Genomic DNA, 14,170 nt, shown 5'->3' on the forward strand with positions numbered 1-14,170 from the left:
CATGGCAAAGAGTTTCTCGCGGCGACTGACTGTTCTGGCCACCGCACTGCTGGGATTGTCCGGGGCTGTTCATGCAGACGCCGCCGTACTGAAGCCTGGGCAATACGATGCGCTGATGCTGGCGGTCACGCCGGATCGCCAGGTGGAGGGCTATTATTCCGAGACCCTTGGCGAAGGTGTGACCCGGCATTGCACCTTCTACCTCAAGGGGCAGATCAGCGGCGATGGGGCGGTTGCGCTGGCCACCTGGGAAGACCAGACCTTCCCCGGCAGCCTGGCGGCCACGGGCGATGGCGTTACCCTCACCGTTGCACGAGGCCGCGAGCACCCCGGCTGCGTCAGTGTGCTGATGCCGGAGATCGCCACGGGGCTGGAGCTCAGTCGCTATGCGGAAAAGCCCTGGATCGCGCTGCTGACGGTCACTGCCGACAAGGCCTATCTGCGCAAGCAGGCGGGCAGCAGCGCGAGCAAACGACCCTATATCGTCAAAGGCGATGTAGTGGGCGTGCTGGCGTTCAAGGACGGCTGGGCCAAGGTCGAGTTCATCAACCAGGACGACCGCTCGTTCACGGGTTGGATCAGCCAGGATCAGTACCGCCGACTCGTTGCGCCCAAGGGCTGAAGCTGAGCTCGGGTGACGAGCCGAGCCCGCCGCACCTGCATTTATCGGCAAACAGGCTTATGATGCGCCTCTCGCAGCCCACCCATTTCTGAGAGAGGCCATCAGCATGGATCAGGTTGACGATCTGACCCGCCAGCGCATCCGCGACTGGCAAGCGCGCCGCCTGGAGATCAAGGACCAGATGGCCTCGCACCCCGAGCGCACCCTTGAGCTTTCGAAAGTACTCGACCAGATGGAAGAGGAACACGAACGCATCCTTGGCGAAGCCACGCCCGCAGCCGACACCCCAGCAGCGGTCGATCAGGCACCGGGGCTGGATTTTCGCCTGAGCGTCTCGGCGCGCAATGCCCAGGACCTGCGCAAGCTGCTGGAGATGGCGCTGCACGAGCTCGATAGCGCACTGGCTGCCGAAGCCCGCTGCGAGGATGACGCGCGGCGCGTCTACCCGGGCGGCATGTCCGGCTCGTTGGGCGCCTACGCCTATGAACTTGAAGCCAATCCCGACACCAGCGAATGACCTGCGCGCATGCAACCTGAACATTACGATTTCGCCGACACCGTGTTTCTTCCCGTCACCCTGGAAGTCTGCCAAGGCCTGCTCGAGGATGCCTCCGGGCTCGAAGGGTTGAGCGATCCGGAGCTGGCGGCGGTGCTGGTGATCCAGAACCTGTCCCAGGCGCGCGAGCAGGTGCTCGACCCTGCGGCGGCGGAAAAGGTGCTGGCCAGGTTGCTGCAGTGGTCGGTGCGGGGGCCGCATGCGCCGGGCGTAGGGCTGGGCTCCGAGGCGCGGCGGCTGTTCGATGCGCGCAAGCTGTATTTCGGCCTGGAAGTCATCAAGGGCTCGCGCTTGCAACTGCTGGGGGCCGAGGAGGTGGCGCAGCGCGAGTACTTGTTGGCTGACGGGACCTGGGACATGCGCTTCAGGTCGCTTCGCCACCCGCGCCACAATCCGTTCAGCCAGCAGGCCATCACCGGCTTCAATAAAGAGCGCTGGCTGACCCGCGAGCAAGACAAGTTGCTGCGGGTGCTGCGCGCCAATCCTGACGAAGACCTGCATGTGCAGGGCTATGCGGGCATCGGCAAGAGCTACCTGCTGGGAGCGCTGATCGATTGCCTGCCCAGGGGGCGGGTGTTGGCACTGGCGCGTACGCCCGGCAAGCTCGACGCCCTGCGGCGGCGTATCGGAAAAGGCTCCAAGGCTGGCAAGACGTTCGCCGAGTTTGCCCAGGCCCTGCTGAGCGTGCCTGGGCGGCCTGCCGCACGCGCATCGGCACGCCTGCCGGGCAAGCGCGCGGTGGCCGAAACCCTGAACATCCTGGGCTTTCGCCAATACGACGGCGAAAAGACTCTGGATATCTGCCTGGAGCTGCTGAAAAACTACTGTGAGTCTCGCGATCACAGCCTCACTGTGCGCCACCTTCCGCACTTCGCCCAGGCGCTGTCGCGGCTGGATAGCCAGGTGCTGCTCGAATACGCCAGCCGCCTGTGGACCTATCTGCAGGACAATCCTGCCTGGGATCGCCAGACCGGCTTCCCCACGTTGCTGCTGCTCAAGCGCGCCAGCCTCGCTGGCCACAGTGTGCCGAGCCGCTACAGCCATGTGATCGTCGACGAGAGCCAGGACATGCCTGGCCCGTTGATGCAGATCATCAAGCGTGGCCGCCAGGTGCTGATCACGCTGGGTGACGAATACCAGCGTGCCGACGGGCCTGGGCTGCGCCGCGCTCGTCAGGTGCGCCAGCGCGACATCGCCTTCTCGGTGCGCTGCGGGCCGAAAGTGGAGCGGCTGATCAACCCGCTGATCGGGGTGCATTCGCAAAAATCCAAGCTCGCCTTCGAAGGCGCCGGCAGCGTGGATGTCGGCATCGAGCACTACCCCCTCGATTTCGTGCCACCGCAAGGTTGTGTGGTGCTCACCGCGTCGCCCTGGGATTCGATGAAGTGGGCCATGCAACTGGCCGACAACCAGTGCCGGGTGGGCTTCTCCGATAACGTCGGGATGCAGCGTTTCATGTCCAGCGCCGTGCAGTTGTTCCGTGCCGACCTCTATGGCGCGGGCAGCGATGGCCAGGACACGCATGCCTATTTCGCCCATGCGCTGAACTGGCGACAAGTGCATGAGGACAATCGCTTCGACGAGTCATTCCTGTGGGTCGAGGCGCGGCTGCAGGATGGTTTTCGGATTGCCGAGCTCAACGCCTTGTCGGCACGCTTCTCCAATGAGCCGGACAGCCTGTTGCTGATGCCGGCGCAGGAGGCCGGGGGGCAGGAGTTCGATCACGTGCTGTTGACCCAGGAGCTGATGGCGCTGAATCCGTTCAAGGATGCCTACGCCTTCGACAACCGGGTCTGCGCGGTCTATATCGCGCTGTCACGTGCCCGGCGCCATCTGTATCTGCCCTACGATGTGGACGAGTGGGTGGCGTACCACAAGGGCCAGAAATTCCGCGAGTCACACGGCTACTGATCGGCCGACAGCGCCCCTTGCACCTGGGTGTAGCGCTCGATGATCCGATCGATCTCGCCGGACTGCTTCAGGCGCACCAAGGCCCGCAGCACCTGCTGAGCGGGAATGGCCGGGTCGTTGCGCACCATGCAGCCCAGGTCCTGCTCTTCCAGCAGGGCCAGCGGGCGCAGGCGCTGCTCCCGGGGTTGCTGGCGGTTGAACCATTGCAGCGACAATTGGTTGCTCACCGCATAACGATAACGGCTGGCTTGCAGTTTCTGCAGGGCCAGGTCCTGGTTGCGGCTGTCTTCCCGCGTCAGCAGACGCTGCGCGAACATCGGGTCCAGGGTCGGGTAGGTGTAGCCCAGTACTGTACCGATGGGTTGTGCGGGCAGTTGCGCCAGGCCGCCGGGCAGCCCATCGCCAGCACGCCCGACCAGCAGGTCGCGTTGGTGGATCAGCGGCACGCTCCAGATGAACTCACCGGGCCGTTCGTTGAGCCAGTTGCTGGCCACGTAGCAGCGCACGTCGATGTCGCCAGCGGCCATGGCCTGCTCCAGGCGCAGGCGCGCCATCACGTGGTATTGCGGGCGTACCCCAGCTTCGCGGGCCAGGGCCTGGATCAGGTCGAAGAGAATGCCGTCGACCGGCACGTCGCCCTCGGTGCGCATCAACGGCATGCTCCAGCTCTCCGCGACGGAAAAGCGCAGCACCGGCTGCTCGGCAAGGCCGCTTGAGCTCCATAGCAACAGGATGGCGAGAAGTCGCCGCACGTCTATCCTCCTTGGACTTTCCATGTTCACCGGCAGCGCCCATAGTCTAGACGAGCCGGGCAGGGTGCAATTTTGCCCCCGCTCCGCTAGCATTAGCGATCTTCCGCTCGATCAGGCTGCGATGGTTTTTTGATGAGTTATCAGGTTCTTGCACGTAAATGGCGCCCGCGCTCGTTCCGCGAGATGGTAGGCCAGACCCATGTGCTCAAGGCATTGATCAACGCCCTGGACAACCAGCGACTGCATCACGCCTACCTGTTCACCGGCACCCGAGGGGTCGGCAAGACCACCATCGCGCGGATCATCGCCAAGTGCCTGAACTGCGAAACCGGTATCACCTCCACACCTTGCGGCACCTGTTCGGTATGCCGGGAAATCGATGAAGGCCGCTTCGTCGACCTGATCGAGATCGACGCCGCCAGCCGCACCAAGGTCGAAGACACCCGCGAACTGCTCGACAACGTGCAGTACGCGCCCAGCCGCGGACGCTTCAAGGTCTACCTGATCGACGAAGTGCACATGCTGTCCACCCACTCCTTCAACGCCTTGCTCAAGACGCTGGAAGAGCCGCCACCCTACGTCAAATTCATCCTCGCCACCACCGATCCGCAGAAGTTGCCGGCAACCATTCTTTCGCGCTGCCTGCAGTTCTCGCTGAAGAACATGAGCCCGGAGCGGGTGGTCGAGCACCTTACCCACGTGCTCGGCGCCGAAAACGTGCCATTCGAGGAAGATGCCCTGTGGCTGCTGGGCCGCGCCGCCGACGGCTCGATGCGCGATGCCATGAGCCTGACCGACCAGGCCATCGCCTTCGGCGAGGGCAAGGTACTGGCCGCCGATGTGCGGGCGATGCTCGGCACGCTCGATCATGGCCAGGTGTACGGTGTGCTGCAGGCCTTGCTCGAAGGTGACGCCCGGGCGCTGCTCGAGGCGGTGCGCGCCCTGGCCGAGCAGGGGCCTGACTGGAATGGCGTATTGTCCGAGATGCTCAATGTGCTGCACCGGGTCGCCATCGCCCAGGCCTTGCCGGAGGCGGTGGACAACGGCCAGGGCGATCGCGACAAGGTGCTCGCGCTGGCGGCTGCGTTGCCGGCCGAGGATGTACAGTTCTACTACCAGATGGGCCTGATCGGTCGGCGCGACCTGCCGCTGGCGCCGGATCCGCGGGGCGGCTTCGAGATGGTCCTGCTGCGCATGCTCGCCTTCCGTCCGGCCGACACCGATGACGCGCCGAAACCTGTGCTAAAGCCGGTGGGGATCAGCCAGGCCACAGCTGATCCAGCCAGACCGGTGGCAACTGCGACCGTGGTTGCCGAGCCCTCCGTGGTTGCCGCTGCGCCTGAGCCTGTTGCGCCGCCCGCACCTGTGGTCGATCAAGCACCCGCCGCCGAGCCGGTAGCTGCTGCTGCGTCCGCCGTGGCTCCGGAAGCGGTGCCTGCGATCGAGCCCGAGCCCGTGCACGCCGTTGCGGGGCCAGAGACAGTCGTCGATCTGCCGTGGGAAGAGCCCTCCCCAACAGTCGCGCCCTCGGCGCCGGTCATCCCGGCCGTCGTCGCGCAGCCGCCTGACGATCAGCCGGACTACGACGAACCGCCCTTCGATCCGTCGGCGTATGCGTCGGTCGGCATGGAGCGCGACGACGACGGTGCGGATGACGATTACTACGTGCCGCAAGCCGATCCGACAGGTTTCAGCTACCTGGACGAGCTCGCCGAGCATATCCAGGAGGACGCGCCTGCGGCGGCGCCCGAGCCTCTGCCTGCGGCGCAGCCGGCCACGGGCCTGGCCCTGCAATGGCTGGAATTATTCCCACAGTTGCCTGTCTCCGGTATGACAGGCAACATCGCCGCGAACTGTACGCTGATCAGCGCCGATGGCGATGACTGGCTGCTGCACCTGGACCCAGGCCAGGGTGCGTTGTTCAACAGCACCCAGCAACGCCGACTCAACGAGGCGCTCAACCAGCATCTGGGGCGTACGCTACGCCTGCAGATCGAGCTGATCCGCCCCGAGCAGGAAACCCCCGCGCAGGCCGCCGCGCGCAAGCGCGCCGAGCGCCAGCACGACGCGGAGCTGTCGATCGAGCAGGACCCGCTCATCCAGCAGATGATCAAGCAGTTCGGCGCCAGGGTGCGGCACGATACAATCGAACCTGTAGACGCGGCCCTGGCAACCCCGGGGCAGTGAAGCGAACCCCTTGCGCCCGGCCTCGTGCCGGCCGCATACATGACCCAATCGAGGATTCTCCCATGATGAAAGGTGGCATGGCCGGCCTGATGAAGCAGGCTCAGCAGATGCAGGAAAAAATGGCCAAGATGCAGGAAGAGCTGGCCAATGCAGAAGTCACCGGCCAGTCCGGTGCAGGTCTGGTCAGCGTGGTGATGACCGGTCGTCATGACGTCAAGCGCGTCAACATCGACGCCAGCCTGATGTCGACCGATCCGGACGACAAGGAAGTGCTCGAGGACTTGATCGCCGCGGCACTCAACGACGCCGTGCGCAAGGTCGAGCAGAACAGCCAGGACAAGATGGGCAGCATGACTGCCGGCATGCAGCTGCCGCCTGGTTTCAAGATGCCGTTCTGATCGACGGTTTGCAGTACATGGGGAGCACGATCGACTGATCGCTGCTCCCTTCTTCATTCTGTAACACTGACAGGCCTGCCTACATGAGCTTCAGTCCCCTGATCCGCCAACTGATCGATGCCCTGCGTGTGCTCCCGGGTGTCGGCCAGAAAACCGCCCAGCGCATGGCCCTGCAGTTGCTCGAGCGCGACCGCAGCGGAGGCGCGCGCCTGGCACAGGCCCTGAGCCAGGCCATGGAAGGTGTTGGCCATTGCCGCCAGTGCCGCACCCTGACCGAGCAGGAGCTGTGCCCGCAGTGTGCCGATCCACGCCGCGACGACACGCAACTGTGCGTGGTGGAAGGGCCGATGGATGTGTATGCGGTAGAGCAGACCGGCTACCGTGGCCGTTACTTCGTGCTCAAGGGGCACCTGTCGCCGCTCGACGGCCTGGGCCCCGAAGCGATCGGTATTCCACAACTGATGGCGCGGATCGAGGAGCAGGGCACCTTCAGCGAGGTGATCCTGGCGACCAACCCCACGGTGGAAGGTGAGGCGACGGCGCATTACATCGCCCAGTTGCTGGCCGAGAAGGGCCTGACTGCCTCGCGTATCGCCCATGGCGTACCGCTGGGTGGGGAGTTGGAGCTGGTGGACGGTGGCACGCTTGCGCATGCCTTTGCCGGGCGCCGTCCTATCTCGCTGTAAGTGTTGGGGCGCAGCGCGCCCCAAGCCAGTTACTTGTTGGTGTAGATCTGGTCGAACACGCCGCCGTCGTTGAAGTGGGTCTTCTGCACGGTGCGCCAGTCACCGAAGGTCTTCTCCACCGAGAGGAAATCGACTTTCGGGAAGCGGTCGGTGTACTTGGCCAGGACGGTGGCATCACGCGGGCGCAGGTAGTTTTGCGCGGCGATTTCCTGGGCCGCCGGCGACCACAGGTACTTGAGGTATTCCTCGGCCACGGCGCGGGTCTGTTTCTTGTCGACCACCTTGTCGACCACGCTCACTGGTGGCTCGGCTTCTGCCGACACGCTCGGATAGACCACCTCGAACTGATCACGACCGAACTCGCGGGCGATCATCTCGGCTTCGTTCTCGAAGGTGACCAGTACGTCGCCGATCTGGTTGGTCATGAAGGTCGTGGTGGCAGCGCGACCGCCAGTGTCGAGCACCGGTGCCTGCTTGAACAGCTTGCCGACGAAATCACGGGCCTTGGCTTCGTCGCCGCCTTGCTTGAGTACGTAGCCCCAGGCCGAGAGGTAGGTGTAGCGGCCGTTACCCGAGGTCTTGGGGTTGGGCACGATCACCTGCACGCCATCCTTGAGCAGATCCGGCCAGTCTTTCAGCGCCTTCGGGTTGCCCTTGCGCACGATGAACACGGTGGCCGAGGTGAACGGCGCGCTGTTGTTCGGCAGGCGGGTAACCCAGTTGTCCGGCACCAGCTTGCCGTTGTCGACCAGGGCATTGATGTCGGTGGCCATGTTCATGGTGATGACATCGGCCGGCAGGCCATCGATCACGGCACGCGCCTGCTTGCTCGAGCCGCCGAAGGACATCTGCACAACGACCTTTTCCTTGTGCTCTTCTTCCCAATGCTTCTGGAACGCCGGGTTGTAGTCCTTGTAGAAGTCGCGCATCACATCGTACGAGACGTTCAGCAGGGTCGGCGCGGCCTGGGCCAGGTTGCCGAGGGCCAGGCCTGCGGCGAGCAGCGAGGCGCTGAAGAGTTTTTTCACAGGGGCATTCCTTGTTGTGAGTGAAAGTTTGGCAATGTGCCAGTAACTATAACCTCTGGTTCTTGAGCCATTAAAGATCAAAACAGACTTTGCTTATGCCTGCTTGGTCGCTGCCTTGGGAAACAGCGCATTGCCACAGCGCGAACAGAATGCTGCCGTCGGCTCATGGGTTTTCTTGGCGCAGGTCGGGCAATCGTGGCGCAACTGTTCGCCACGCATGGCGTTGGCCAGCTCGGCAGTGAAGATCCCGGTGGGCACGGCGATGATCGAGTAGCCGATGATCATCACCAGCGATGACAGTACCTGGCCCAACGGCGTCTTGGGCACGATGTCGCCGAAGCCGACCGTGGTCAGGGTAACGATGGCCCAGTAGATGCCCTTGGGAATGCTGGTAAAGCCGTGCTCGGGCCCTTCGATCACGTACATCAGCGTACCGAACACGGTGACCAGGGTCGAAACGCTGACCAGGAACACGATGATCTTCTGTTTGCTGCCGCGCAACGCCTCGAGCAGATAGTGCGCCTGCTTGAGGTAGGGGCTGAGCTTGAGCACGCGGAAGATCCGCAGCATGCGGATCACCCGAATGATCAGCAGGTACTGGGCGTCGCTGTAGTACAGGGCGATGATCCCCGGCACGATGGCCAGCAGGTCGACCAGGCCGTAGAAGCTGAACGCGTAGCGCAGCGGCTTTGGCGAGCAGTACAGGCGGGTGAGGTACTCGGCGAGGAAGATCGCCGTGAAGGCCCACTCGATGCCGGCCAGCAGGCCGGAATAATTGCGGTGCACATCGTCGATGCTGTCGAGGATGACGGTGACCAGGCTGGCCAGGATGATCAGCAGAAGGATCTTGTCAAAGCGTCTTCCAGCGACGGTGTCGGTCTGGAAGACGATCACATAGAGCCGCTCGCGCAGGCTCGAAGGGGTGTCCATGGGCTCGTTCCGTTATACGTTGCCGGTGAGAGCCTAGGGGCTGGCTCTCAGCCGTGCAAGCGCTGCGCGCTGCGCTGTCGGGCTTGCTGGACGAGGTGGCCGCCCAGATGCATCAACCAGCAAGCGAGGACGAAGGGCGCGGTGAGCGCCGGCAGCGGCCACAGACTGGACAGCGCCTGCAGCAGCAGGGCCAGGGCGATGGCCAGCAGCGGGACCCAGGGGCGTTCGCCCTGGCGGCTGAAGGCCAGTGCGGCCAGTGCGGTGTTGAAACCATACAAGCCCATCCAGGCCGCAGCTGCCTGGTCAGCGAGCAAGGCCGCACCGCCACCGATGGCTGAGCCGATCAGGGCCCAGCACGCAGCACGAGGATGGGCGAAGAACATGCCGGCGACGATCAGCAGGCCCGCCAACGGTGCATCGAGCAGAAACACCTGGCCGACCCCACGCAGTACCCCGTGCACGTGGCTGGCTTCGGCCTGGCCGCTGACGCCGGGCTCGATGATCAGCAGCATGATCCAGCCCAGCAGCACGAAAGGCGCAGTGTAGGCCAACAGCAGAGGGCCGCCGCGCTTGCGCCACTGGTGGGTGATGATGCTCGACAGGCCGCCGGCAGCAAGGATCAGCGCAGGCACGATCGCCGACCAAGGCACCAGCGCACTGATCAGCAGGCCGATCAGCACACCGTTGTAGCTGTAAAGGCCGGCCTGGCGATCAGCGCGGGCATAGCCGCGGCGCTGCGCCGTGAGCAGGCCGGCGAGGGCGCCGAGCAGCGCGCCGCCGACCAGGTCCGGGGCGGTGAGGAGGATGGCCAGCAGGCAGCACAGGCCGCACAGGGGATCGCGCAGCAGCAGCACCTGGCTGAAGCCGTTGAGCAGCGCCGTGGCCCAGTCGGGGCACGGGTTGATGAAATTCTTGGTGTACATGGGCAGTCGGCAAGGTGAGTGAAAGGCGCTGGGCCTCTTCGGGCCTCGGTTGTGCGCCATTGGATTGGCTCTGCGCGCTCTGTAGGAGCGGGCTTGCCCGCGAAAAAGACACCGCGCTGCCTGGCACGGGCTACGCCCGTGTTCGCGGGACAAGCCCGCTCCCACAGGGATTGGGCTGGCCTTTAGATTTCGAACAAGACAGTTGCTTCTACAAAATTGCAGGGCCGGTCTTCAGATCAAGGTCTCGATCCGCAAGGTATTGGTGCTCCCCGGCTGGCCGAACGGCACCCCCGCGGTGATCAGCAGGGTGTCGCCACGGCTGGCCATGCCTTGTGCCTGGGCGATCTCCAGCGCAGTCGAGCAGATCTCATCGACCTGACGCAGGCGGTCGTTGACCACCGAATGCACACCCCAGGTGACGCTGAGTCGGCGCGCGGTCTTGAGGTTCGGCGTCAGGTTGAGGATGGGGGCCCGTGGCCGCTCGCGGGCGGCGCGCAAGGTCGAGGCCCCTGACTCGCTGTAGTTGACCAGCACCGCCACCGGCAGGATGCCGCTGATGCGCCGAATCGCGCAGCTGATGGCGTCCGAAACCGTGGCCTCGGCCTTGGGACGGCCGACGTCGAGCTGGGCCTGGTAGTCCGGGCCGTTTTCCACCTGGCGGATGATCTTGCTCATCATCTGCACCGCCTCCAGTGGGTAGTCGCCGGAGGCGGTCTCGGCCGACAGCATCACCGCGTCGGCGCCTTCGGCCACGGCATTGGCCACGTCGGTGACCTCGGCGCGGGTCGGAGCAGGCGAGAAGCGCATCGACTCAAGCATCTGCGTCGCCACCACCACCGGCTTGCCCAGTTGGCGGCAGGTACTGATGATGCGCTTCTGGATCTGCGGCACGCTTTCAGCCGGCACTTCCACGCCCAGGTCGCCACGGGCGACCATGATCGCATCGGACAGCTCGGCGATGGCCTGCAGTTGCTCGACCGCCGAGGGCTTCTCGATCTTGGCCATCAGGTAGGCACGTTCGCCGATCAACTGGCGCGCCTCGACGATGTCTTCTGGGCGCTGGACGAACGACAGCGCCACCCAGTCCACGCCCAGTTCCAGGCCGAAGGCCAGGTCGCGGCGGTCTTTCTCGGTGAGCGGGGAGAGGTCCAGCACAGCTTGAGGGACGTTGACGCCCTTGCGGTCGGACAGCTCGCCGCCGGCCAGCACTTCGGTGTCGATGGCGTCGGCATGCTTGGCGGTGACCCGCAGGCGCAGCTTGCCATCGTCGAGCAGCAGGTCCATGCCGGGCTCCAGCGCGGCGATGATTTCCGGGTGCGGCAGGTTGACCCGGCGGCTGTCGCCGGGGGCCTTGTCCAGGTCCAGGCGCAGGGCCTGGCCACGCTGCAACTGCACCTTGCCTTCGGCGAAACGGCCGACACGCAGTTTCGGCCCCTGCAGGTCCATGAGGATGCCCAGCGGGTAGTTCAGTTGCTGCTCGACCTCGCGGATCCACTGGTAGCGCAGGGCGTGATCGGCGTGTTCGCCGTGGCTGAAGTTGAGGCGGAAGATATTCACTCCGGCTTCGACCAGTTGGCGGATGTCATCGATGCCGTTGATCGCCGGCCCCAGGGTGGCGAGGATTTTCACTTTTTTATCGGGCGTCATGATTGCGAGGTCTCGAGGATCAGGATGGCGCGGAAGTCGTTGACGTTGGTGCGGGTTGGCTCGGTGACGATCAAGGCATCGAGCGCGGCGAAGTAGCCATAGCCGTTGTTGTTGTCCAGCTCGTCACTGGCCGACAGGCCCAGGGCCTGTGCGCGGCTGAAGCTGTCCGGGGTCATCAGGGCACCGGCGTTTTCTTCGGAGCCGTCGATGCCGTCGGTGTCGCCGGCCAGTGCGTACACGCCAGGCAGGCCCTTGAGGCTTTCGGTGAGGCTGAGCAGGAACTCGGCGTTGCGCCCGCCACGGCCATTGCCGCGCACGGTGACGGTGGTCTCGCCGCCGGACAGGATCACGCAAGGGGCCTTCAGCGGCTGGCCATGCAGGACGATCTGCCGGGTGATGCCGGCGTGCACCTTGGCCACTTCGCGCGATTCACCTTCCAGATCCCCCAGGATCAGTGGGCTGAAACCGGCCTGGCGGGCTTTCACCGCGGCAGCCTCGAGCGATTGCTGGGGTTTGGCGATCAGTGTGAAGTGGCTGCGCGCCAGGGCCGGGTCATCGGCCTTGACGGTTTCCGATGCCGGGTTGTTCAGCCAGTCGATGACCGCCTTGGGCGCCTCGATGTCGTAGCGCTTGAGGATCGCCAGGGCATCGGCCGAGGTGCTCGGGTCGGCCACGGTGGGGCCGGAGGCGATGACGGTAGCCAGATCGCCCGGCACATCGGAAATGGCGTAGGTATAGACGGTGGCGGGCCAGCAGGCCTTGGCCAGGCGTCCGCCCTTGATCGCCGAGAGGTGCTTGCGCACGCAGTTCATCTCGCCGATGGTGGCGCCGGACTTGAGCAGCGCCTTGTTGATCTGCTGCTTGTCGGCCAGCGTGAGGCCCTCGGCGGGCAGTGCCAGCAGGGCCGAGCCGCCGCCGGAGAGCAGGAAGATGACGCGGTCGTCTTCATCGAGGTTGCTGACCAGTTGCAGCACGCGCTTGGCAACCGCAAGGCCGGCGGCGTCGGGGACCGGGTGGGCGGCTTCGACCACCTCGATCTTCTGGCAATTGGCGCCATGGCCGTAGCGGGTCACGACCAGGCCCGAGACTTCGCCCTGCCAGCTCTTCTCGACCACTTCGGCCATGGCGGCGGCGGCCTTGCCAGCGCCGATGACGATGACCCGGCCGCTGCGATCGGCGGGCAGGTGAGGTTCGAGGACCTGACGGGGATGGGCGGCGGCGATGGCTGTGTCGAACAGCTCGCGCAGGAGTTTCTGTGGATCGACCGACATGGCAGGCTCCCAAAGTTCTTGTTGTTCTGCAGAATCGAAAACGCCCCTGGAACTGCCTCCGTGCAGGCCGAACCAGGGGCGGGTGTTGCTCGGTGTCACCCCTGAGCCTGTGGTCGCAGGTTCAGCGGTGTTGGCTTCTTCGCGGGCAAGCCCGCTCCTACAGGGTCAACGCAGTCCTCGGGGACTGTGGATCCCTCGTAGGAGTGGGCTTGCCCGCGAAGCGGCCGGTAAGGCTTACAAATTACTGGTCGTCACGAATCGAGAAGTTGGCCATGTGCTCCAGCCCCTTGATCAGTGCCGAGTGGTCCCAGTTGCTGCCACCCAGGGCCGCGCAGGTGTTGAACACCTGCTGGGCATTGGAGGTGTTGGGCAGGTTAATGCCCAGCTCCTTGGCACCCTGCAGGGCCAGGTTGAGGTCTTTCTGGTGCAGGCTGATACGGAAGCCCGGGTCGAAGGTGCCCTTGATCATGCGCTCGGCATGGACTTCGAGGATCTTCGAGGAGGCGAAACCGCCCATCAGCGCTTCGCGCACCTTGGCCGGGTCGGCGCCGTTCTTGGCGGCGAACAGCAGCGCTTCGCTGACGGCCTGGATGTTCAGGGCGACGATGATCTGGTTGGCCACCTTCGCGGTCTGGCCATCGCCATTGCCACCGACGCGCGTGATGTTCTTGCCCATGGCTTCGAACAGCGGCAGGGCGCGCTCGAAGGCTTTCGGGCAGCCGCCGACCATGATGCTCAGGGTTGCGGCCTTGGCGCCGACTTCACCGCCGGATACCGGGGCGTCCAGGTAGGTGGCGCCAGTTGCCTTGATTTTCTCGGCGAAGGCCTTGGTCGCGGTGGGGGAGATCGAGCTCATGTCGATCACCACCTTGTTCGGGCCGACGCCTTCACCGACGCCATTTTCACCGAACAGCACGCTCTCGACCTGCGGGGTGTCGGGCACCATCACGATGATGAATTCGGCTTCCTGCGCCACCTCTTTAGGGTTGGCCAGGGCCACGGCACCTGCGGCGACCAGGTCGGCAGGAGCGGCGTCGTGGTGGGTGGAGACGAACAGGCTGTGACCTGCTTTCTGCAGGTTCTGGGCCATGGGCTTGCCCATGATGCCGGTGCCGATGAAACCGATTTTAGCCATGAGAATGTGCCTCTTTGTATTTGTGATATCTCAAGCGAACTGAGCGCCTTGTGGGAGCGGGCTTGCCCGCGAATGCGGCAGGTCAGGCGACGGAGGTGTCCTTGCGGGCGCCCTCGCGGGACAA

At 64.7% G+C, this 14,170-nt stretch carries 13 protein-coding genes; 6 read left to right on the plus strand and 7 right to left on the minus strand.

Going from position 1 to position 14,170, the window contains the following annotated elements; all coding sequences use genetic code 11:
* Position 1 precedes the first annotated feature (1 nt).
* The 3 genes from AB688_RS10665 to AB688_RS10675 all read left to right on the plus strand — a co-directional run bounded on the left by AB688_RS10665 (position 2) and on the right by AB688_RS10675 (position 3,089).
* Positions 2-622, plus strand: a complete 621-nt coding sequence (locus AB688_RS10665) for a hypothetical protein (protein WP_231100314.1) — start codon at positions 2-4, stop codon at positions 620-622.
* A gap of 106 nt (positions 623-728) precedes the next feature.
* Positions 729-1,139 (plus strand): hypothetical protein, encoded by a 411-nt coding sequence (locus AB688_RS10670; protein WP_063543945.1) that lies wholly within the window; start codon positions 729-731, stop codon positions 1,137-1,139.
* Positions 1,140-1,148: 9 nt separating this feature from the next.
* On the plus strand, positions 1,149-3,089 hold the full coding sequence (locus AB688_RS10675; RefSeq protein WP_063543947.1) for a hypothetical protein: 1,941 nt from the start codon (positions 1,149-1,151) through the stop codon (positions 3,087-3,089).
* On the opposite strand, the gene AB688_RS10680 is transcribed toward AB688_RS10675, so the two are convergent.
* Entirely contained in the window at positions 3,083-3,841 is a 759-nt protein-coding gene (locus AB688_RS10680) for a substrate-binding periplasmic protein (protein ID WP_063543949.1), read from the minus strand. The two genes, AB688_RS10675 and AB688_RS10680, sit on opposite strands and share 7 nt — an antisense overlap.
* A gap of 132 nt (positions 3,842-3,973) precedes the next feature.
* Between AB688_RS10680 and dnaX the strand changes: the two genes are divergently transcribed.
* From dnaX to recR, 3 genes are all read left to right on the plus strand, one after another.
* Positions 3,974-6,028, plus strand: coding sequence for a DNA polymerase III subunit gamma/tau (gene dnaX, locus AB688_RS10685; RefSeq protein WP_063543951.1), 2,055 nt, complete (start codon positions 3,974-3,976; stop codon positions 6,026-6,028).
* A 62-nt stretch (positions 6,029-6,090) separates the two neighbouring features.
* A complete protein-coding gene (locus tag AB688_RS10690; RefSeq protein ID WP_054893640.1) occupies positions 6,091-6,426 on the plus strand; it encodes a YbaB/EbfC family nucleoid-associated protein in 336 nt (111 codons plus the stop codon).
* An 83-nt stretch (positions 6,427-6,509) separates the two neighbouring features.
* Positions 6,510-7,112: a recombination mediator RecR gene (recR, locus tag AB688_RS10695; protein WP_063543953.1), complete on the plus strand. Its 603-nt coding sequence runs from the start codon at positions 6,510-6,512 to the stop codon at positions 7,110-7,112.
* A gap of 29 nt (positions 7,113-7,141) precedes the next feature.
* On the opposite strand, the gene AB688_RS10700 is transcribed toward recR, so the two are convergent.
* From AB688_RS10700 to AB688_RS10725, 6 genes are all read right to left on the minus strand, one after another.
* A complete protein-coding gene (locus AB688_RS10700) occupies positions 7,142-8,140 on the minus strand; it encodes a sulfate ABC transporter substrate-binding protein (protein WP_063543955.1) in 999 nt (332 codons plus the stop codon).
* Between the two features lie 93 nt (positions 8,141-8,233).
* The gene (locus tag AB688_RS10705; protein ID WP_063543957.1) at positions 8,234-9,070 is read right to left on the minus strand and encodes an ion transporter; all 837 of its coding nucleotides are present in this window, start codon (positions 9,068-9,070) and stop codon (positions 8,234-8,236) included.
* A 47-nt stretch (positions 9,071-9,117) separates the two neighbouring features.
* A complete protein-coding gene (locus tag AB688_RS10710; protein ID WP_063543959.1) occupies positions 9,118-9,993 on the minus strand; it encodes an urea transporter in 876 nt (291 codons plus the stop codon).
* Between the two features lie 231 nt (positions 9,994-10,224).
* A complete protein-coding gene (gene pyk / locus AB688_RS10715; RefSeq protein WP_054893645.1) occupies positions 10,225-11,640 on the minus strand; it encodes a pyruvate kinase in 1,416 nt (471 codons plus the stop codon).
* Positions 11,637-12,911 (minus strand): glycerate kinase type-2 family protein, encoded by a 1,275-nt coding sequence (locus tag AB688_RS10720; RefSeq protein ID WP_063543961.1) that lies wholly within the window; start codon positions 12,909-12,911, stop codon positions 11,637-11,639. Before AB688_RS10720 ends, pyk begins: the two co-directional genes overlap by 4 nt.
* 241 nt (positions 12,912-13,152) lie before the next feature.
* The gene (locus AB688_RS10725; protein WP_063543963.1) at positions 13,153-14,046 is read right to left on the minus strand and encodes a 2-hydroxy-3-oxopropionate reductase; all 894 of its coding nucleotides are present in this window, start codon (positions 14,044-14,046) and stop codon (positions 13,153-13,155) included.
* Positions 14,047-14,170 lie beyond the last annotated feature (124 nt).

The organism is Pseudomonas putida (assembly GCF_001636055.1).
GTDB classification, from domain to species: Bacteria; Pseudomonadota; Gammaproteobacteria; order Pseudomonadales; family Pseudomonadaceae; genus Aquipseudomonas; species Aquipseudomonas machongensis.